Origin of the sequence: Neisseria dentiae, from assembly GCF_014055005.1 — a bacterium.
Lineage (GTDB): Bacteria > Pseudomonadota > Gammaproteobacteria > Burkholderiales > Neisseriaceae > Neisseria > Neisseria dentiae.
Map to the genome: position 1 here is coordinate 2,146,164 of NZ_CP059570.1, position 20,370 is coordinate 2,166,533.

15 protein-coding genes, 2 tRNA genes and 3 rRNA genes are annotated in these 20,370 nt (G+C 52.4%); 3 read left to right on the plus strand and 17 right to left on the minus strand.

Annotated features, from left to right (window positions below; genetic code table 11):
• Window positions 1–540: 540 nt before the first annotated feature.
• Entirely contained in the window at window positions 541–951 is a 411-nt protein-coding gene (locus H3L92_RS10035; protein WP_245945429.1) for a hypothetical protein, read from the plus strand.
• A 37-nt stretch (window positions 952–988) separates the two neighbouring features.
• On the opposite strand, the gene H3L92_RS10040 is transcribed toward H3L92_RS10035, so the two are convergent.
• From H3L92_RS10040 to H3L92_RS10070, 7 genes are all read right to left on the minus strand, one after another.
• Window positions 989–1,285 (minus strand): ComEA family DNA-binding protein, encoded by a 297-nt coding sequence (locus H3L92_RS10040; protein WP_085366140.1) that lies wholly within the window; start codon window positions 1,283–1,285, stop codon window positions 989–991.
• 116 nt (window positions 1,286–1,401) lie between these two features.
• A protein-coding gene (locus tag H3L92_RS10045; protein ID WP_115336200.1) for an IS630 family transposase occupies window positions 1,402–2,255 on the minus strand; the annotation gives its coding sequence in 2 pieces (ribosomal slippage) (window positions 1,402–1,940 and window positions 1,940–2,255; 855 coding nt in all).
• Window positions 2,256–2,398: 143 nt separating this feature from the next.
• A 5S ribosomal RNA gene (gene rrf, locus H3L92_RS10050) occupies window positions 2,399–2,511 on the minus strand.
• A 148-nt stretch (window positions 2,512–2,659) separates the two neighbouring features.
• Window positions 2,660–5,543: ribosomal RNA gene (locus H3L92_RS10055) — 23S ribosomal RNA — on the minus strand.
• Window positions 5,544–5,896: 353 nt separating this feature from the next.
• A tRNA-Ala gene (locus H3L92_RS10060) sits at window positions 5,897–5,972 on the minus strand.
• Between the two features lie 5 nt (window positions 5,973–5,977).
• Window positions 5,978–6,054 (minus strand) — tRNA-Ile (locus H3L92_RS10065).
• A 115-nt stretch (window positions 6,055–6,169) separates the two neighbouring features.
• A 16S ribosomal RNA gene (locus H3L92_RS10070) occupies window positions 6,170–7,710 on the minus strand.
• The 16S, 23S and 5S rRNA genes sit together here with 2 tRNA genes alongside, the layout of an rRNA operon.
• 381 nt (window positions 7,711–8,091) lie before the next feature.
• On the opposite strand from H3L92_RS10070, the gene thrB reads away from it, so the two are divergent.
• Window positions 8,092–9,009, plus strand: a complete 918-nt coding sequence (gene thrB / locus H3L92_RS10075; RefSeq protein ID WP_085366444.1) for a homoserine kinase — start codon at window positions 8,092–8,094, stop codon at window positions 9,007–9,009.
• Between the two features lie 63 nt (window positions 9,010–9,072).
• On the opposite strand, the gene H3L92_RS10080 is transcribed toward thrB, so the two are convergent.
• From H3L92_RS10080 to H3L92_RS10120, 9 genes are all read right to left on the minus strand, one after another.
• Window positions 9,073–10,611 (minus strand): DHA2 family efflux MFS transporter permease subunit, encoded by a 1,539-nt coding sequence (locus tag H3L92_RS10080; protein WP_085366446.1) that lies wholly within the window; start codon window positions 10,609–10,611, stop codon window positions 9,073–9,075.
• 166 nt (window positions 10,612–10,777) lie between these two features.
• Window positions 10,778–11,947 (minus strand): HlyD family secretion protein, encoded by a 1,170-nt coding sequence (locus tag H3L92_RS10085; RefSeq protein WP_085366448.1) that lies wholly within the window; start codon window positions 11,945–11,947, stop codon window positions 10,778–10,780.
• A gap of 211 nt (window positions 11,948–12,158) precedes the next feature.
• Window positions 12,159–12,533, minus strand: a complete 375-nt coding sequence (locus H3L92_RS10090; RefSeq protein WP_085366450.1) for a DUF488 domain-containing protein — start codon at window positions 12,531–12,533, stop codon at window positions 12,159–12,161.
• A 14-nt stretch (window positions 12,534–12,547) separates the two neighbouring features.
• Window positions 12,548–13,264 carry a dethiobiotin synthase gene (bioD, locus tag H3L92_RS10095; RefSeq protein WP_085366452.1) on the minus strand — a complete coding sequence of 239 codons (717 nt, stop codon included), beginning with the start codon at window positions 13,262–13,264 and terminating at the stop codon, window positions 12,548–12,550.
• A 281-nt stretch (window positions 13,265–13,545) separates the two neighbouring features.
• A complete protein-coding gene (locus H3L92_RS10100) occupies window positions 13,546–14,922 on the minus strand; it encodes an alanine/glycine:cation symporter family protein (RefSeq protein ID WP_085366454.1) in 1,377 nt (458 codons plus the stop codon).
• Window positions 14,923–15,092: 170 nt separating this feature from the next.
• A complete protein-coding gene (gene apaG / locus H3L92_RS10105; protein ID WP_085366455.1) occupies window positions 15,093–15,461 on the minus strand; it encodes a Co2+/Mg2+ efflux facilitator ApaG/CorD in 369 nt (122 codons plus the stop codon).
• 214 nt (window positions 15,462–15,675) lie between these two features.
• Entirely contained in the window at window positions 15,676–16,164 is a 489-nt protein-coding gene (locus tag H3L92_RS10110; RefSeq protein WP_085366456.1) for a phosphatidylglycerophosphatase A family protein, read from the minus strand.
• Window positions 16,157–17,119 (minus strand): thiamine-phosphate kinase, encoded by a 963-nt coding sequence (gene thiL / locus H3L92_RS10115; RefSeq protein WP_085366458.1) that lies wholly within the window; start codon window positions 17,117–17,119, stop codon window positions 16,157–16,159. Before thiL ends, H3L92_RS10110 begins: the two co-directional genes overlap by 8 nt.
• 157 nt (window positions 17,120–17,276) lie before the next feature.
• On the minus strand, window positions 17,277–18,017 hold the full coding sequence (locus tag H3L92_RS10120) for an OmpA family protein (RefSeq protein ID WP_085366460.1): 741 nt from the start codon (window positions 18,015–18,017) through the stop codon (window positions 17,277–17,279).
• Between the two features lie 455 nt (window positions 18,018–18,472).
• Between H3L92_RS10120 and H3L92_RS10125 the strand changes: the two genes are divergently transcribed.
• Complete coding sequence (locus H3L92_RS10125; RefSeq protein WP_085366462.1) at window positions 18,473–19,423, plus strand: CysB family HTH-type transcriptional regulator; 951 nt, start codon at window positions 18,473–18,475, stop codon at window positions 19,421–19,423.
• Window positions 19,424–19,493: 70 nt separating this feature from the next.
• Here the strand turns inward: H3L92_RS10125 and fnr are convergent, their stop codons facing one another.
• Window positions 19,494–20,228, minus strand: coding sequence for a fumarate/nitrate reduction transcriptional regulator Fnr (gene fnr / locus H3L92_RS10130; protein ID WP_085366464.1), 735 nt, complete (start codon window positions 20,226–20,228; stop codon window positions 19,494–19,496).
• Window positions 20,229–20,370: the final 142 nt, after the last annotated feature.

Genomic DNA, 20,370 nt, shown 5'->3' on the forward strand with positions numbered 1-20,370 from the left:
ATCCGATAGAAAAAAATGGGCCAGGATAAAGACGCTTCAGCGAAAGCTCAGAATGATATGTGTATGAGTTGCTTGGGAATGTCATTTTAAGTTAAATTTATTAATTATATTTATACTGTTTGCGACTTCTAGTCACGAAATATTTATCAATTTTGGATATAAAAAGAAACTGATGCATGTCGAGAGACTAATGATTAAACGCTTTGAGGGAGAATAAAGGTGAATATCAGGTAAAATATGTACCCTGAAACTTCACCTGTCGTTTTTTTATTGGGGTTAACAAGAGTTTCTCCCTACTAAACACCCAAACTTATTTTTAGTTATAATTTTTCTCCCGAAGTATTAAACACTCTACACATGAAAACTATTTTTTTCATTATCGTTATAATTGTAGGTTTCGTTACTCTTCCTACCAAGGCCTCCACTTATATCTGTCAAAGTGATGACCGTGCTGTTTTTTCGTCAGATCGCATCAATTCAAGTTGCCGCCTTTCTCAAATGAACGGTAGTAGCGATGAACAACATGTTGCAGCTGCCAAATTGGCAAACTCTTCTACAGAAGCAGACCGCACAGGACAAATCTGGGAAGCAGAACAAAACGATATTAAAATCGCCCCTTCTTCACGCGACACCACCGTTACCAACACCGCCGAAGCCGCCTCGCCTTCGCTGCAAGTGAAAATCCGTAACGCCAACAAGGCGAAAAAGCAGGCGCCGCGCAAACCCATTATCGTGCCACACATCACCACCGCCCCTGCCAAACAGCAGCTTTCGCGCAATCAGATTCTGCAAAACGAAATCCGCAACGAACAAACCGCACTGGTACGCACCAAGGCGCAGCTAAACGTTGCCAAGAAAAAAGGCGACAAAGCCAAAACCAGCCGTCTCGAGCAGGAAGTCCGCGACCGCGAAGCCAGCATCCGCGCCATTCAGGCAGAGATGAAACGCTAAAGCACATTGCTTGCCCGCCAAACAATCAGGCCGAGGCCTACTTAGCCGGTTTTTTCACCGCGGGCTGCGCCTTCTTCGCCGCCCCGGCCCCCACCGTCGCCTCCTCACGCAGCTTCGCCAGTATCCCCGCGCCTATCCCCTTCACGTTCTGCAAATCGTCCACGCTCTTGAACGGCCCGTTCTGCTCACGGTACGCCACGATCGCCGCCGCCTTCGACGGCCCTATCCCCGGCAGCGCCTTCAGCTCCTCCGCCGTCGCGGTGTTGATGTTCACCGCCGCCAGCAGCAGCGGTGCCGCCAGTGCCGCCAGGGCACCGAAGAGATAATGTTTCAGTTTCATGCTTTTCCTCCGTAATGAATGTCTCTAAACCGTGCCGGTCTTTTCCGGCACGCCGTCTATCATAAGCGATGACTGCCGCTTTTCAAACACTTCCACCCCCTCAATTATAGTCAATTAAAATAAGAACTACGTAGCAGTGCAGTCATAAAATCTCCCACGGCAGGTAAAACTTTCCGTAAATGCTTTTTAATATTCGCCCATACCTTTTCAATCGGATTAAGCTCGGGTGAATAAGGAGCAAGGGGCAATACTTTATGTCCCTGCTTCTGCGCCATTTCAGTCAAAACCGCCATACGGTGGAAACGGGCATTGTCCATAATGATGACGGATTTCTCCGTCAGTTCGGGCAGCAGCATTTGCTCAAACCATGCTTCGAACAGGCTGCCGTCCATGGTGCCGCAATAGGTCATGGGGGCAATCAGGCTGCCTTTACCTTGGATTTGTGCCGCAACCAATGAAATACGTTGGTATTTTCTGCCGCTGATTTGTGCTTTGACGGGTACGCCTTTTTTCGAGTAAGCGTAAGGGCGGTAAAAAAAGGTGTCGAACCCTGTTTCATCAAGAAAAACTGCTTGATAGTCAGTATATTGGCTCAATGCTTGTTGATAAGCGGCTACTTGTTCGGGTTTTTGTTCTTTGTATGTGGTGGTCTTTTTTTTCGTGTGATGCCCATGACTTTGAGCAGGTAGCTGACATTTGGGGCGCTGCACCCTAAATGTTCTGCGATTTCGTGCAGGTAGGCATCAGGATGCTGTTCGAGATAGTCTGAAAGCTGTTGCCTGTCTATTTTTGTGGCATTACCACCTTTGACTTGATGCGCCAGTGAACCTGTTTGTTCATAGAGTCGCAGCCAACTGCTCAGCGTTTTGTCGCTGATACCATATACACGGCAGACTTGGCTTGCATTTTGGCATTGCCGGTAATATTCGATTGCTTTTTGTCGGAGTTCTATCGGGTAGGCCATTTTTTTCTGCTGGTAAGGGGGAGTAAAGTTCGGAATTCTTATTTTAATTCACTATAATAACTATGGTAACCGTTGTCGCCGCCCGGCAACACTTCCCATGGAACAAGCCCCCGATACTTCCGTACCGGGGGCTCTGAATGGGTGTCTGGCAGTGACCTACTTTCACATGGGTATCCACACTATCATCGGCGCTGGGTCGTTTCACGGTCCTGTTCGGGATGGGAAGGCGTGGGACCAACCCGCTATGGCCGCCAGACTTAAACTGTACAAATCGGTAAGCCGTTACGGAGCTTTTGCTCCGCTTATTTATTCTTTAATCAACTTTTCGGTGACGAAGTATCTTCATCAGTAAGCTTTCTCTTTGATGCTTTGTTTACGTTTCCGTCCAAAGTCCTTCAAATGATAGAGTCAAGCCTCACGAGCAATTAGTATGGGTTAGCTTCACGCGTTACCGCGCTTCCACACCCCACCTATCAACGTCCTGGTCTCGAACGACTCTTCAGTGCGGTTAAACCGCAAGGGAAGTCTCATCTTCAGGCGAGTTTCGCGCTTAGATGCTTTCAGCGCTTATCTCTTCCGAACTTAGCTACCCGGCGATGCGACTGGCGTCACAACCGGTACACCAGAGGTTCGTCCACTCCGGTCCTCTCGTACTAGGAGCAGCCCCCGTCAAACTTCCAACGCCCACTGCAGATAGGGACCAAACTGTCTCACGACGTTTTAAACCCAGCTCACGTACCACTTTAAATGGCGAACAGCCATACCCTTGGGACCGACTACAGCCCCAGGATGTGATGAGCCGACATCGAGGTGCCAAACTCCGCCGTCGATATGAACTCTTGGGCGGAATCAGCCTGTTATCCCCGGAGTACCTTTTATCCGTTGAGCGATGGCCCTTCCATACAGAACCACCGGATCACTATGTCCTGCTTTCGCACCTGCTCGACTTGTCGGTCTCGCAGTTAAGCTACCTTTTGCCATTGCACTATCAGTCCGATTTCCGACCGGACCTAGGTAACCTTCGAACTCCTCCGTTACGCTTTGGGAGGAGACCGCCCCAGTCAAACTGCCTACCATGCACGGTCCCCGATCCGGATCACGGACCTGGGTTAGAACCTCAAAGACACCAGGGTGGTATTTCAAGGACGGCTCCGCAAAGACTAGCGTCTCTGCTTCTCAGCCTCCCACCTATCCTACACAAGTGCCTTCAAAGTCCAATGCAAAGCTACAGTAAAGGTTCACGGGGTCTTTCCGTCTAGCAGCGGGGAGATTGCATCTTCACAACCATTTCAACTTCGCTGAGTCTCGAGAGGAGACAGTGTGGCCATCGTTACGCCATTCGTGCGGGTCGGAACTTACCCGACAAGGAATTTCGCTACCTTAGGACCGTTATAGTTACGGCCGCCGTTTACTGGGGCTTCGATCCGATGCGCTAACATCTTCAATTAACCTTCCAGCACCGGGCAGGCGTCACACCCTATACGTCCACTTTCGTGTTAGCAGAGTGCTGTGTTTTTAATAAACAGTCGCAGCCACCGATTCTCTGCGACCCTCCAATGCTTACACCGCAAGGGCTTAACATCGAAGGGCATACCTTCTCCCGAAGTTACGGTATCAATTTGCCGAGTTCCTTCTCCCGAGTTCTCTCAAGCGCCTTAGAATTCTCATCCTGCCCACCTGTGTCGGTTTGCGGTACGGTTCTGATCCAACTGAAGCTTAGTGGCTTTTCCTGGAAGCGTGGTATCGGTTACTTCGTATCCGTAGATACTCGTCGTCACTTCTCGGTGTTATGAGCGTCCGGATTTGCCTAAACACTCCACCTACCGGCTTAAACAAACTATTCCAACAGTTTGCTAACCTAACCTTCTCCGTCCCCACATCGCATTGAATCAAAGTACGGGAATATTAACCCGTTTCCCATCGACTACGCATTTCTGCCTCGCCTTAGGGGCCGACTCACCCTACGCCGATGAACGTTGCGTAGGAAACCTTGGGCTTTCGGCGAGCGGGCTTTTCACCCGCTTTATCGCTACTCATGTCAACATTCGCACTTCTGATACCTCCAGCATGCTTTACAACACACCTTCTACGGCCTACAGAACGCTCCCCTACCATGCGCCAAGCGCATCCGCAGCTTCGGTTACAGATTTGAGCCCCGTTACATCTTCCGCGCAGGACGACTCGACCAGTGAGCTATTACGCTTTCTTTAAATGATGGCTGCTTCTAAGCCAACATCCTGGCTGTCTGGGCCTTCCCACTTCGTTTACCACTTAATCTGTCATTGGGGACCTTAGCTGGCGGTCTGGGTTGTTTCCCTCTCGACAACGGACGTTAGCACCCGCTGTCTGTCTCCCATGATTGCACTTTCCGGTATTCTTAGTTTGCCATGGGTTGGTAAGTCGCAATGACCCCCTAGCCATAACAGTGCTTTACCCCCGGAAGTGATACATGAGGCACTACCTAAATAGTTTTCGGGGAGAACCAGCTATCTCCGAGTTTGTTTAGCCTTTCACCCCTATCCACAGCTCATCCCCGCATTTTGCAACATGCGTGGGTTCGGACCTCCAGTACCTGTTACGGCACCTTCATCCTGGCCATGGATAGATCACTCGGTTTCGGGTCTACACCCAGCAACTTGTCGCCCTATTAAGACTCGGTTTCCCTACGCCTCCCCTATCCGGTTAAGCTCGCTACTGAATGTAAGTCGTTGACCCATTATACAAAAGGTACGCAGTCACCCCTTAGGGCTCCCACTGTTTGTATGCATCAGGTTTCAGGTTCTCTTTCACTCCCCTCCCGGGGTTCTTTTCGCCTTTCCCTCACGGTACTGGTTCACTATCGGTCGATGATGAGTATTTAGCCTTGGAGGATGGTCCCCCCATCTTCAGACAGGATTTCTCGTGTCCCGCCCTACTTGTCGTATACCTAGTACCACCATTCGGATTTCGAATACGGGGCTATCACCCACTATGGCCAAGCTTTCCAGCTTGTTCTTCTATCCCAACGGCTATCGTATACAGGCTCCTCCGCGTTCGCTCGCCACTACTTGCGGAATCTCGGTTGATTTCTTTTCCTCCGGGTACTTAGATGGTTCAGTTCTCCGGGTTCGCTTCTCTTATCCTATGTATTCAGATAAGGATACCGTACAGAATACGGTGGGTTTCCCCATTCGGACATCGCGGGATCATTGCTTTATTGCCGGCTCCCCCGCGCTTTTCGCAGGCTTACACGTCCTTCGTCGCCTATCATCGCCAAGGCATCCACCTGATGCACTTATTCACTTGACTCTATCATTTGAAGAACCTTCTGACTTCGCTAACCCAACCGTTGACTAGCCGGCTAGCTTAGATTCCCTAATCTGATAAAGCTTACTGCTTTGTTGTGTACCGTATCCCGCCTTTTGTCTTTCAGGATACGGTCGATACAATCATCACCCAAATACTGTGGCCGGATTCTTTTCAGACGGCTTCAACCGCCTGCGGGCCGCGCTTTGACGCTTCCCAATCCGACCAACATTGTCTTTGTTTGTTGATTTCGGCTTTCCAATTTGTTAAAGATCGATGCGTTATTCGGAATGCTTTATTCCTAACGGCGCAAATCAAAGCAAACTCTTCAATTCGCTTTCATTTGCAGCGTTTTTTGGTGGAGGCAAACGGGATCGAACCGATGACCCCCTGCTTGCAAAGCAGGTGCTCTACCAACTGAGCTATGCCCCCAATCTTGGTGGGTCTGGGAGGACTTGAACCTCCGACCCCACGCTTATCAAGCGTGTGCTCTAACCAGCTGAGCTACAAACCCAGGTCGTGCCTCGAACAACAAATGTCTCCATCCGCCATCCGAAACCCTTGCCCGCATCTTCGTCTCACAGTTTACCGATAAGTGTGAATGCCCAAGCACCCCTTCTTTTCTCTAGAAAGGAGGTGATCCAGCCGCAGGTTCCCCTACGGCTACCTTGTTACGACTTCACCCCAGTCATGAAGCATACCGTGGTAAGCGGCCTCCTTGCGGTTAGCCTACCTACTTCTGGTATCCCCCACTCCCATGGTGTGACGGGCGGTGTGTACAAGACCCGGGAACGTATTCACCGCAGTATGCTGACCTGCGATTACTAGCGATTCCGACTTCATGCACTCGAGTTGCAGAGTGCAATCCGGACTACGATCGGTTTTTTGGGATTGGCTCCGCCTCGCGGCTTGGCTACCCTCTGTACCGACCATTGTATGACGTGTGAAGCCCTGGTCATAAGGGCCATGAGGACTTGACGTCATCCCCACCTTCCTCCGGCTTGTCACCGGCAGTCTCATTAGAGTGCCCAACCAAATGATGGCAACTAATGACAAGGGTTGCGCTCGTTGCGGGACTTAACCCAACATCTCACGACACGAGCTGACGACAGCCATGCAGCACCTGTGTTACGGCTCCCGAAGGCACCCCTCCGTCTCTGGAGGGTTCCGTACATGTCAAGACCAGGTAAGGTTCTTCGCGTTGCATCGAATTAATCCACATCATCCACCGCTTGTGCGGGTCCCCGTCAATTCCTTTGAGTTTTAATCTTGCGACCGTACTCCCCAGGCGGTCAATTTCACGCGTTAGCTACGCTACTAAGGTATCAAGTACCCCAACAGCTAATTGACATCGTTTAGGGCGTGGACTACCAGGGTATCTAATCCTGTTTGCTACCCACGCTTTCGGGCATGAACGTCAGTATTATCCCAGGGGGCTGCCTTCGCCATCGGTATTCCTCCACATCTCTACGCATTTCACTGCTACACGTGGAATTCTACCCCCCTCTGACATACTCTAGTCACCCAGTTCAGAACGCAGTTCCCAGGTTAAGCCCGGGGATTTCACATCCTGCTTAAGTAACCGTCTGCGCCCGCTTTACGCCCAGTAATTCCGATTAACGCTCGCACCCTACGTATTACCGCGGCTGCTGGCACGTAGTTAGCCGGTGCTTATTCTTCAGGTACCGTCATCACCCCGGGGTATTAACCCGAAGCTTTTCTTCCCTGACAAAAGTCCTTTACAACCCGAAGGCCTTCTTCAGACACGCGGCATGGCTGGATCAGGGTTGCCCCCATTGTCCAAAATTCCCCACTGCTGCCTCCCGTAGGAGTCTGGGCCGTGTCTCAGTCCCAGTGTGGCGGATCATCCTCTCAGACCCGCTACTGATCGTCGCCTTGGTAGGCCTTTACCCCACCAACCAGCTAATCAGACATCGGCCGCTCGAATAGCGCGAGGTCCGAAGAGCCCCCGCTTTCCTTCTCAAAGCGTATGCGGTATTAGCCATCCTTTCGGACAGTTATCCCCCACTACTCGGTACGTTCCGATGCGTTACTCACCCGTTCGCCACTCGCCACCCAAGAAGCAAGCTTCTCTGTGCTGCCGTCCGACTTGCATGTGTAAAGCATGCCGCCAGCGTTCAATCTGAGCCAGGATCAAACTCTTATGTTCAATCTCTAACTTTTAACTTCTGGTCTGCTTCAAAGAAACCGACAAAGAATAGATATATCTACATCTTGTCTGTTTTTTGTCGCAGTGTGAGGCACTAAGGCACTCACACTTATCGGTAATCTGTGTTGTTAAAGAGCGTTTCCTGCCGCCGAAGCAGCGAAGAAGGCGAACTATACACAACCAACAACAAAACAGTCAACTCTTGGAGCTCCATTTTTTTACAAAAAATTGCATATTGATGTTTTATTTGAAAATTTTCTTTACCAACTTGGATGCTGTTTGTTGTTACTGTTTGGTTGCGGCCGTTTCTTTCTTATCTTCGCCTGCCCGATGGCGCATTTGTTTGATATGATAGTAAGTTCGCTTTAATAAGGTTCGGCTATGTCTGTTTACACTAGTGTTTCCGATGATGAAATGCGCCAGTTTCTGACTGATTACGATTTGGGTGATTTTATTTCTTTACAAGGCATTGCCCAAGGAATCACCAACAGTAATTATTTCCTCACCACTACTGCCGGGCGTTTTGTGCTGACGGTGTTCGAGGTGCTCAAACAGAAAGAGCTGCCTTTTTTTCTGATGCTCAAACAGCATTTGAGCAAAAACGGGGTTGCCTGCCCTGCACCGATTGCCCGTAAGGACGGAAGGTTCGACTCGGTATTGGTGGGCAAACCTGCCTGTCTGGTTACTTGTTTGAAAGGTTCGGACACCAGCTGGCCGACTGAAAACCAATGTTTCCATACTGGAGCCATGCTGGCCAAAATGCATTTGGCCGGACAGGATTTCCCTTTAAAAATGAACAATCCGCGTTATACGCAATGGTGGCACGATGCCAGCATCAAATTACGGCCGGTGCTCGACGGCGAAGACGCTGATTTGCTTCAAAGCGAAATTCTTTTTTTAGACAACAATAGCGGCGACCACCTGCCCTCCGGCATTATTCATGCAGACCTGTTTAAAGATAATGTGTTGCTCGATGGCGACCAAGTTGCGGGATTTATTGATTTTTACTATGCCTGCAACGGTAATTTTATGTATGACTTGGCTATTGCCGTAAACGATTGGGCGCGCACCGCCGACAATAAATTGAATACGGGGTTGGAAACCGCTTTTTTAGCCGGATACGAAAACATACGCCCGTTAAGCGAAGCCGAGCGCAGTTATTATCCGATTGCCAAACGTGCGGGCTGTATCCGTTTTTGGGTTTCGCGTTTATTGGACTTTCACTTTCCGCAAGAAGGTGAAATGACGTTTATCAAAGATCCGAATGCGTTTCGGGATTTATTGCTCAGTTTCCGATAAACTACTGTTGTAGATATTTTAAAGGCCGTCTGAAAATATTTCAGACGGCCTTTAAACTTAACCTTAATGCCCGCCTCCGCCCGAAGAACCGAAGGGTGGCTTGGCAAACCAGATAACTGCAATCATCACGATAAACAGCAGGCTGCCCGCCCAGAAAATCTCGTTCGACCCGATGATAAAGCCTTGCTGGGTAATATTTTTGACGATATTGGCCAAGCCTTCTTCCGGCCGGATGCCTGCCTGCACCATATTTTGTACGGCCTGCTGGGTTGCTGCCGAATAAGGCGTAACCGCTTCGGCAAGCCGGGCATGATGCAGAGCCTCCCTGCGTTCCCACATGGTTGTTACCACCGATACGCCCACCCCGCCCATAAATACGCGCAGAAAATTCGACAGGCTGCTGGCGGCGGCAACTTGCGCGCCCTGCATACGCGACAGGGTAACGGCAGTGAGCGGCAGAAAGAACATGGCCACGCCCAAGCCCTGCCAGAATTGCGGCCAAACCACGTTGGCCATGTCCATACCGGCATAAAAATTGGTGCGCCAATGAAAGGTGAAGGCAAAAACCAAAAAACTGGCGGTTACCAGCCAACGCATATCGAGGCGTCCGCCGAATTTGCCGATAACCGGCGACAGAATAATCGGCAGAATGCCCACCGGTGCGGCCACCAAGCCCGCCCAGGTTGCGGTGTAGCCCAGATTCGACTGCAACACCAGCGGCAGCAGCACCAGCGAACCCATATACACCATAAAACCCAGCGATGTGGTAATCACACCCACGGTGAAGTTGCGGTCTTTAAACAGCGACAAATCCACCACGGGGTGTTCTTCGCCCAGCTCCCACACCACAAAATAGGTCAGGCACACCACCGCCACCACGGCCAAGGCGATGATTTCGCCCGAGGCAAACCAATCCAACTCTTTGCCGCGGTCAAGCATCATCTGCAAAGCACCCACACCCAACACCATCAGCACTAGGCCGGTATAGTCTATCGGCGTTTTCTTGATTTCGGTTTCGCGGTGGCCGAGCTGTTTCCACGTTATCCAGGCTGCGGCGATGCCGACGGGGATATTGATAAAGAAAATCCAACCCCAATGCCAGTTGTCGGAAATCCAACCGCCCAAAATCGGCCCCAAAACCGGCGCCACCACTACCGTCATCGCCCATAACGCCAGCGCCTGCGTGCGCTTTTCGAGCGGATACGAGGCCATCAGCAGGCTTTGCGACAACGGAATCAGCGGCCCCGCCACCAAGCCCTGCAACACCCTGAACAGCACCAGCATCTGCAAGTTCGGCGCGAGGCCGCACAGCCACGAGGTAATCACAAAGCCGATAACCGCGCCCAAAAACACTTTCACTTCGCCGAAACGGCGCGCCACGAATCCGGTTAACGGCACCGAAACGGCATTGGCCACGGCAAACGCGGTGATTACCCAAGTGCCCTGCGTGGCGGCCGCGCCCAAATCGCCGGCAATCACCGGCACCACCACATTGGCAATGGTGGTGTCCAGCACTTCCATAAACACGGCGAGGCTCAGCGCCAGCGTAACCAGCACCAGGCTGGCGCCTTTTAAAGGCGGGTAGGTTTTTGCTTGGTTCATAAGTTTCGATCCGCCCGCTGCCTAAGCGGCGGTTATGTTTTTCAGACGGCCTCAAGTCGTATGCGGCGTTTTTGTTAAGTCTCGGCCGATTTTATAAAAGCACCGGCCTTGAAGATATTGAGGCCGTCTGAAATAAGGGTTTCAGACGGCCTGTTCGTTGCGCCCGTTATTTGGCGTATTTCTCAAAAATCTGTTCGATCAACGCATCGGCCGCCGCCCAATCCACGATATCGGTTTCGGCCACCACCGCGCTTCTGTCGCCCGCTTCGGCCATGGTTTTGCCGTCGGTGTCGGACGTATCCACTTTAACCGACATCGACAAACCCACGCGCAAAGGATATGCGCGCACCTGCTGCTGGTCTAAACTGATACGCACCGGAACGCGCTGCACCACTTTGATCCAGTTGCCGGTGGCGTTTTGCGGCGGCAACAATGAAAACGCGCTGCCGGTGCCGGCCGACAAACCCATTACCTTGCCGCGGTAAACCACGCGGCTGCCGTATAAATCGGCGGTCATTTCCACCGGCTGGCCGATGCGCATTTTGCGCAGCTGCACTTCTTTAAAATTCGCGTCCACCCATAGATTGTGCATCGGCACCACCGCCATCATCTGTGCGCCGGGCGCAATGCGCTGGCCCACCTGCACATTGCGCTTGGCCACCTGCCCCGCCATCGGCGCGCGGATTTGCGTGCGCTGCAAATTCAGCCAGGCATCTTTGATACGGCTGACGGCCGTTTGAACGGCAGGCTGCTGGCGCAAGGGGATATTCTTACCCAATGCAGCCTGTGCCGACGTTTCTTCGGCTTCCACCGCCTTCAACGCGGCCTGCGCCTGCACCACGGCGGCGCGGGCGTGGCTCAATTCTTCGCCCGAAACCGCATCGGTGCCCGCCAAACTTTCACGGCGGCGCAAATCTGCCTGTGCTTTGGCCAAATCGGCTTTACGCATCAACACCTGCGCTTTGGCCTGCGACGAAACGGCGGTTTGCTGTTTGTTTTGGCGTATGGCTTGGATCAGCTCGTTTTGGGCGCGGTCGTAGGCAAGCTGGAAATCGCTGTCGTCGAGCGACACCAGCACGTCGCCCCTTTTCACGATGTCGGTGTCGTCCACCAAAACTTTGCGCACAGTGCCGGCCACCTGCGGCGTAATCTGCACCAAATGGCCGGCCACATAAGCATCGTCGGTTTCTTCTTCGTGCTGCCAAACCAAAAAATAAACCATGGCGGTTGCCAGCGCCACCACAATAAAAAACAGCGTAACCAACGTCAGATTACGCTTACGGCGCGACAATTTACGCTTGTTGGGCGCGCCGCCGGTGTTTTGCGGAGTGTTCATCTATACCCGTATCCGGTTCCGCCCCGATGCCGCCGAATATTCCGCACCCGGCCGAAGGCCGTCTGAAACATACGCATCGGAGCTTGTATCATATTGAAGTTATTGATTTTTCAGGAAACCAACCGCTAAAAAACATCCTGAAAAAACGTTGGTATTTTATCGCCTCTGCCGTTATTCAGGCAAGTTATAGTATGCGGGCGCACCGCATCTTTCACGCGCGCACAAACGGTGCACCCAAAACATCCAGCAACACTGAAACATGCGAACGTTCGGGATTTTTCACCGCCGTTAAGAGCACCACGCCGCCTTCTTGCGCCCACGCTTTCAGACGGCCTGCCGCCTGCTGCTGTTCGCTGCCCTGCAATTCTTCCTGATAACGGGCGGCAAATGCGTCGAACCGTTGTTCGGGATTTTCGTGATACCAGCGGCGCAGTTCTGCGCTGGGCGCCAAAGTTTTCAACCACTGCACCCCGGCCATTTTTTCTTTGGGTACGCCGCGCGGGTAAAGGCGGTCAACCAACACCGCCGTTTCCGTGCCCGCCGCATCGGTTTGGTAATCGTAAATACGTTGTACGGTTATGTTCATTTTCAGACGGCCTCTCACCGGGCAAACCCGTTTAATCCATCCGCCGCATATGCCGGTGCCGACAATAAAGCCGACACGTCCACATAAGCAGCGGCTTCTGCCGCACACGCCTGCGGCAGAAACGGCATCACACCGAGCAGCGGCGCGGGAATACGCGCCTGCAAAGCAGCCAGGTAGTCTGCAAAACGGTGGGGTTGTGCGCTCAAACAGTTTGCCACCCACCCCGCCAGCGGCAAACCTGCCTGCCGCACGGCCTGCGCAGTTAGCAGGGCGTGATTGATGCAACCGAGCTTCAAACCCACCACCAATATCACGGCCAGCCGCTCTGCCGCCACCCAATCGGCAAAATCGGTTTGCCCGCACAACGGAGTCAGCCAGCCGCCCGCGCCTTCCACCAACACGAAATCACCATGTTTTTTGATTTCGGCCAACCCGCGACCCAATGCCGCCGTTTCAATAAGCGTGCCGCTATCGGCGGCGGCCAGATGCGGTGCGGTGGCTTCGGCAAAGGTGTAAATATTGTGCAGGGTATAAGGCAGGCACACGGCGGATGCAGCCTGCAAAGCGGCTACATCGGTGTTGATGCCGGAACCATCCTCCCCCGAAGCCACGGGCTTGAAACCGATGCTGCGCCGCCCCGCCCGTGCTGCGGCTTGCAGCATCGCGGCGGTACAAAATGTTTTGCCTGCTTCAGTGTCGGTGCCGGTAACGAAATAAACTTGCTGCTGCATGGTTTCAGACGGCCTTTGCTTGATTGCGGAAGGTGATTATAGTCAAACTGCTTACTTAGCAACAGTTCCGTCAGGCTCGGGCCAAACCCGATTATGGTGCGCATGCTTTTTCTTAAGTTGAAACCTTTGCAAAAAAACCAATTCAACCCTGAATGTGATGGCAAGCCCGTTTCAAGGCAGCAATCCGGCAACCCGATTTCGTTTTGATCCCGATTTCGTTTTGATTAAGAATAAAAACGGCCCGAACCAATGTTCGGGCCGTCTGAAAAATACTCTGCGGTTTAAGGCAGCTCGCCGCTCTTGCGTTTGGCTTTGAAATCTTTGGTTTCTTTCACAATCACGCCGGAAAGCAGAACCAAAGCAATCAAGTTCGGAATAGCCATCAAACCGTTGAAGGTGTCGGCAGCCAGCCATACCAAATCCAAGCTGACCACGGTGCCGAGCATTACAGAGGCCACATAAACCACGCGGTAAATATTGGCAAAACCGTCGCCGAACACATAAGCCGCGCATTTTTCACCGTAGTAGCACCAACCCAAAATGGTTGAATAAGCAAAGAACATCAGGCCGATGGTTACCACCCAACCGCCGGGGCCGGGCAACAGGCGGTCGAAAGTGGCGGTAGTGAGTGCCGCGCCGGTGATTTCAGGCTTCACAAACTCACCGCCCGCACCGAGCAAACCCATCACCAACACGATGCCGGTAATCGAACACACGATGATGGTATCGAGGAAAGTACCGGTCATCGACACCAGTGCCTGACGCACGGGGTGGTCGGTTTTGGCAGCCGCCGCCGCAATCGGTGCAGAACCCATACCGGCTTCGTTGGAAAATACGCCGCGCGCCACGCCGTAGCGGATAACGCTGCCGATTGCACCGCCCGCAACCGCTTGGCCGGTAAAGGCATCGGTGAGAATCAGTTTCAAGGCGGGCACCACCAAATCAAGGTTGGCCAAAATAATCACCAAACCGCCCGCCACATAAAACACGGCCATCAGCGGCACAATCAGCGAAGAGGCTTTGGCGATGCTGCGGATACCGCCCAACACCACGATGGCCGTTAACACGGTTAGTGCCACGCCGGTGTAAACGGTGTCGATATTGAAGCTGGCATGAACGGCCTGCGCCACAGAGTTAGACTGCACCGAGCTGCCGATGCCAAACGAGGCTATCGTGCCGAATAAGGCAAACGCATAGGCCAGCCATTTCCAGTTGCTGCCCAAGCCGCGTTCGATGTAATACATCGGGCCGCCCGACATTTCGCCTTTTTTGTTGACCACGCGGTATTTCACCGCCAACACGCCCTCGCCGTATTTGGTGGCCATACCGAAAATGGCGGTAATCCACATCCAAAACACCGCACCGGGGCCGCCCGCCACCACGGCGGTGGCCACGCCGGCGATATTGCCCGTGCCGATAGTGGCCGACAGCGCGGTCATCAATGCGCCGAAATGCGAAATATCGCCGTCGTGGTCGCTGCCGTCACCTTTTTTATGATGCGGCATAAAAGCCTGTTTGAGCGCATAGCCCAACATACTGAATTGCAAACCCTTGAGCAGCACGGTGAGCAGCACACCGGTGCCGACGAGGAACACCAGCATCACCGGCCCCCAAACCCAGCCGCCTACGGTATCGAAAAAATTATGCAAGGCTTCCATGTTAACTCCTGATTGTTGACATTTTGTTCTGATGTTCGGCATTTCAGCACAAGGCGTAAAGAATTGCAAGCAGGGGTTAAACCGCTTCAACGCCCCATTTACACCGAGGCCGTCTGAAAAATATTCAGACGGCCTCAAATGCAAACAAACGGTATCAGGCAGGCAAACGGTTAATGCACCACCACGTCCGCCCTTAAATCAAACTTGGGAATCGGCACCGAAAACCGTTCGCCGTAACTGTCTTCAAACTCATAACTGCCTTCCATGCAGCCCCACGGCGTGTTGAGATGCGCGCCGCTGCTGTAATAATAATCTTCGCCGGGATACAGCACGGGCTGCTCACCCACCACGCCCACGCCCGACACTTTTTCCACTTCGCCGTGCGCATCGGTAATCCGCCAATGGCGGTTGCGCAAGGTAATCACTTCATCGCTGTTGTTGCGGATGGTAATGTCGTAACTGAACACATATTTATCTTTGGCGATATTGCTTTGTTCCGCCGAAAAACTCGGCTCTACGATAATTTCGATTTCGTTCATAATGCAACTTTCCGTATGGTTACGTTCAGACGGCCTGAGACCTTTGCGAAACCGGCAGATGCGGATACAGTTTAAGGCGTAGCAGCGCAATGAGCGCAGGCATAACATAAAGTTAGGCAAGCGGGCAGGCAGCGCCCTAAAGGGCATAACCGCACAACGCAGAAATGCGCCGCAGATGGCGGTTTTGCAAAGGTCTCGGCCTATATTTTTTGTGTTACCGCACCCATGCGGCAATATGTAGCACCACCAAGGTAAAACCGGCGGCAACCGCATCGTCGAGCATAATGCCCAAACCGCCGTGCACGCGCTTATCCAACCACTTTATCGGCCAGGGCTTGAGCGCATCAAATAGGCGGAACACGGCAAACGCAGCCAGCCACCACGTCCAATGAAACGGCACAAATGCAAGCACCAGCAGCATGGCAACGATTTCGTCCCACACAATGCCGCCGTAATCCTGAATACCGAGTTCGCGCTCGGTATGGCTGCAAATCCGTATGCCCCACACAAAAAGGATAACGCACAACGCAGCCAACCACCAGCCCGTGATGCCGATTAAATACAAAACAAACGCCATCGGCAGCGCAGGCAGCGTGCCGAACGTGCCCGGAGCCACCGGAGCCAAACCGCTGCCGAAACCGAAACCGAGCAAACACAACGGCCGCGATTTCAGCCATGAAAAAGTAGGTTTGAAATCACTCAAAATGATCGAATCCTAAAGAAGCCAACACAACCGGCCTGCCGGCAGCATCTGAGATATTCAGACGGCCGCAACCTTCCGTTATTCTGCCGATACGCGTTACCGGCGTACCGCTTGCCCTGCCGGCTTCAAGCACGGCAGCGCGGCACGATTGGGGGGCGGTAAACACCAGCTCATAATCGTCCCCTCCCGCCAACACGCAGCCGTATAAAGCCGTTTTATCCAAGTTATCGCGCAACTGCGGCAAGGTGGGTACTTCTTCGGCAAAAATCTCTGCGTCCACACCCGAGGCCTGCAAAATATGCCCCAAATCTTGCGCCAAGCCGTCTGAAATATCTTGTGCCGCCCGGGCAAACGGCAGCAGAGCCTGCCCCAAAGCCACTCTCGGCTCCGGTCTCAGCCTCACCCGTTCGCATAAATCAAAAACCGAGTCGGGCAAAGCAAACGTTTGCCAATGATGGTGCAATGCGGCGGCAGCCAAACCCAACCGCCCCGACACCCACACATCATCGCCTATTTGTGCGGCATCCCGCCGCAATGCCCTACCCTGCGGCAGCTCGCCGACAATTGTAACATTAAATGCCAAATCACCCTTGGTGGTGTCGCCGCCGATCAGCGTTACGCCGAAACGCCGCGCCAGCGCAAACAAACTGTCGCAGAATTCGGCCAACCAGCTTTCCTGCAATTGCGGCAGCCCGGCACTCAACAACGCCCAGCGCGGAGCCGCACCCATCGCCGCCATATCCGAAATATTCACCGCCAGCACCTTATATGCCAAATCAGCAGGCGCAACATTTTCAAAGAAATGCCTGTTTTTCAGCAACATATCGCTACTGAAACATAAATCATACCCTGCACGCGGGCGGACAACGGCCGCGTCGTCGCCTATACCGAGCAATACGTCTGCATCGGTTTGCGCACGGTATAAATAGCGGCGGATAAAATCAAATTCTTTCATAAGATCAGGCCGTCTGAAAAACAGATTATTTCTTCGAAAATCACAACCGTTAATACCGGTTCGGTTAATGATTATAAACCGTTTCCAAACAAGCTATACCACACCTTTCAAAACAAAACCCCGCCGAAGCGGGGTTTGCTCTCCAACCTTAGGTTGATTAAGGACGGGTGTAACCGTGGTAGTTGGAAGCGGGGCCGGGAATCCAACCTTCTTCAGTAGCAGGACGCTCGCCCTCAACTTGGCCGGGAGCAACCTGTTTGGTTACCAAAGTGCGGATCTTAACATCTACACGGCGGTCGGGTTCGATACAAGCGATCAGAGCAGCGCGTTTCTTAGCTTTAGAAACTTTTTTGCCCAAGTTGGCAACTTCAGCTTCGCAAGAAGCGGTCATGCGCGCTTGAGATTCGCCCAAACCAACGGCAGAAATCTTGTTGGAAGCAACGCCTTGGCCAACCAAGTAGTTGGCAACAACATTAGCGCGACGCTCAGACAGGGCTTGGTTGTATTGCTCGGAACCCATGAAGTCGGTGTGACCTTCAACGCGAACGGCTTCAACATTGGTGTTGCTCAAACGTTGTGCCAAAGCGTTCAGGGTTTCGGTGGCTTCGGGGCGCAGGTTGTCTTTATCGAAACCGAACAGAGTGTTGGCAGACAGAGAAACGGTTTCATCGGCGTATTGGGGAGCGGTAGCTACAGGAGTAGCGTCGCCACACTCGATACGGCCTTGGGTTTCTTTATCAAAATAGGTATTTTTCCAGCACTCGCCGTAGTTGTTGCGTACTACGGTTTGTTCGCGGTCAACGGTGTAACCGTGTTTGGTATGCGCCTCGCTGGCCATTGCGGTACCTGAAGCAACCAAGGCAACAAACAAGGCGCTTAATTTCAGCTGTTTGGTCATTTTATTCCCTCATCAAAGATTGTTATACAACGGGCGCAGAGCGTAACCGCTGCAAATCACCAATATACAGGCCACTGTCGTAAACGGCGGCAAATCGGATATATCAGTTTGCACTATAAAGAAACGGAGGGCAAACTGTCAATACACAACTGCCCGTGCACAACGGCAAAGACCCGCTTCCTGTTTCTGAATCATGCCGAAAAATCAAGCCCGTGTCATGTATTAGCAAGCAAATCAACATTTGCGGGGCAATCCCGTTGCACGGAAGCAACAGTTAACGCCGCCAGCCAGCCATGACTAGTTAATATCAATAACAGATTGTTTATTAAAAAACAAAAGCTTTAACCCTTTCACCGAGACAATCGGGCAGATTTTGCCAAAGTGTGCTACATTGCCAAGCGTTTGTCGTACAGAATCTACAAAACCCATAAACTCCCGCCGCTTGGTTTTTTAAGATGAAATTACAGCAATTGCGTTACGCGCTCGAAGTTTACCGCCACAATCTGAATGTATCTGAAGCCGCCGAAGCCCTGTTTACTTCCCAACCGGGCATTTCCAAACAAATCAGGCTGCTGGAAGAAGAGTTGGGAATACAGATATTTATCCGCAGCGGCAAACGCGTGGTCTCGGTTTCGCAACCGGGCAAGGCGGTTTTAGAGCTGGCCGAAAGGATTTTGCGCGATGTGCAGAATATTAAGAATATCGGCAGCGAGTTTACCGAACACGACAGCGGTTCGTTAACCATCGCCACCACCCACACGCAGGCACGTTATGCGCTGCCGGCCATTGTGGCGGAATTTGTGCAGCGCTACCCCAAAGTGCGCCTGAGCATCAAGCAGGGCAGCCCCGACGTGCTGGCGCAAATGGTGGTTAACGGCGAAGCCGACTTTGCAATTGCCACCGAAGCGCTGGAGGAAAACGGCGAGTTGCGCAAACTGCCCTGCGAAGCGTGGACACATGCGGTGGTTGTGCCGGACGACCATCCGCTTTTAGACTGCCGCCATCCGTTGGCAATCGAAGACTTGGCGGCTTTTCCGCTGGTAACTTACGAATTTGCCCTTAACCACAACAATAATATTGCCCGTGCGTTTCAGAAAGCCCGCTTGGATTTGCCTACCGTGGCGTTGTCGTCGGCCGACACCGATGTGTTGAAAACCTATGTAAGGCTGGGCCTGGGCGTGGGTTTGATGGCGAAAATGGCTTACGATGTCAAAACCGACAGTGATCTGCACCTGATCGATGCTTCGCATTTGTTCGAGCCTTCCCACACCTACATCGCACTGCGGCCGGATACCTATCTGCGCGGCTATACTTATGACTTTATTAATCTGTTTGCACCCAAACTCACCCGCACGCAGATTGACAAAATGTTATATGAACCGATTGAGGAAGATTTTTCCATCTAAAATCCTAAACGGAAATATTTAAAGGCCGTCTGAAAAATATTTTTCAGACGGCCTTTTGGGGTTCAAATAGTTATACGGCGTGTTCGCAGCCGGAAACCATTTTCTTCAAAGCCTGCGGCTCTAAAATTTTGATGTGTTTGTGTTCGACCAAAATCAGCCCTTCGTGATGGAATTTCGACAAGGTTCGGCTGACGGTTTCCAGTTTCAACCCCAGATAGCTGCCGATTTCTTCGCGCGACATCCGCAAAATAAAATCATTGGCGGCAAAACCGCGGGCATACAGGCGGTTGGACAAGTTGAGCAGAAAAGCCGCCAACCGCTCTTCGGCGCGCATATTGCCCAACAGCAGCATCACGCCTTGGTCGCGCACGATTTCGCGGCTCATCAGGCGGAAAAAGTGGGTTTGCAGGCTGGGAATATTCTTTCCCAACTCTTCCATATGCGAAAACGGCAGCTCGCACACTTCGCTGTCTTCCAAGGCCACGGCATCGCAACTGTGGGTGTGTGTGCAGATGCCGTCCATGCCGATCAGTTCGCCCGACATGAAAAAGCCGGTTACTTGGTCGCGCCCGTCCTGGCTGGCGATGGTGGTTTTGAAGAAACCCGTGCGGATGGCAAACAGTGAGGTAAACGGCTCGCCCGCACGAAAGAGATATTCGCCTTTTTTCAAACGCCGGCTTTGGCGGATAACGGCATCCAGTTGGGCGAACTCGGTCGGCATCAGCCCAACGGGCAGGCACAGTTCGCGTAAGGAACACGTTGAACACAGCGTTTTCATCTGATGTTGGGCAGTGTGTGCGGGCATAGCGGGCACCTTTTCTTCTGAGCAACTTTTATATAGTTAAGCCGCGACTTAAGGACTATTGACTCCAGTCAAGGCTTGTTTATGATAGTGCAGGTATTCTATCAAACTACCTTTGGTTTGCCTATCCATTCCGAATCAAGAA

Excerpts from the sequence above, each read along its gene's own strand:
- thrB (WP_085366444.1), top strand. The coding sequence starts at position 8,092 with ATGTCTGTTTACACTAGTGTTTCCGATGATGAAATGCGCCAGTTTCTG.
- H3L92_RS10080 (WP_085366446.1), bottom strand. The coding sequence starts at position 10,611 with ATGAACCAAGCAAAAACCTACCCGCCTTTAAAAGGCGCCAGCCTGGTG.
- H3L92_RS10085 (WP_085366448.1), bottom strand. The coding sequence starts at position 11,947 with ATGAACACTCCGCAAAACACCGGCGGCGCGCCCAACAAGCGTAAATTG.
- H3L92_RS10090 (WP_085366450.1), bottom strand. The coding sequence starts at position 12,533 with ATGAACATAACCGTACAACGTATTTACGATTACCAAACCGATGCGGCG.
- bioD (WP_085366452.1), bottom strand. The coding sequence starts at position 13,264 with ATGCAGCAGCAAGTTTATTTCGTTACCGGCACCGACACTGAAGCAGGC.
- H3L92_RS10100 (WP_085366454.1), bottom strand. The coding sequence starts at position 14,922 with ATGGAAGCCTTGCATAATTTTTTCGATACCGTAGGCGGCTGGGTTTGG.
- apaG (WP_085366455.1), bottom strand. The coding sequence starts at position 15,461 with ATGAACGAAATCGAAATTATCGTAGAGCCGAGTTTTTCGGCGGAACAA.
- thiL (WP_085366458.1), bottom strand. The coding sequence starts at position 17,119 with ATGAAAGAATTTGATTTTATCCGCCGCTATTTATACCGTGCGCAAACC.
- H3L92_RS10120 (WP_085366460.1), bottom strand. The coding sequence starts at position 18,017 with ATGACCAAACAGCTGAAATTAAGCGCCTTGTTTGTTGCCTTGGTTGCT.
- H3L92_RS10125 (WP_085366462.1), top strand. The coding sequence starts at position 18,473 with ATGAAATTACAGCAATTGCGTTACGCGCTCGAAGTTTACCGCCACAAT.
- fnr (WP_085366464.1), bottom strand. The coding sequence starts at position 20,228 with ATGCCCGCACACACTGCCCAACATCAGATGAAAACGCTGTGTTCAACG.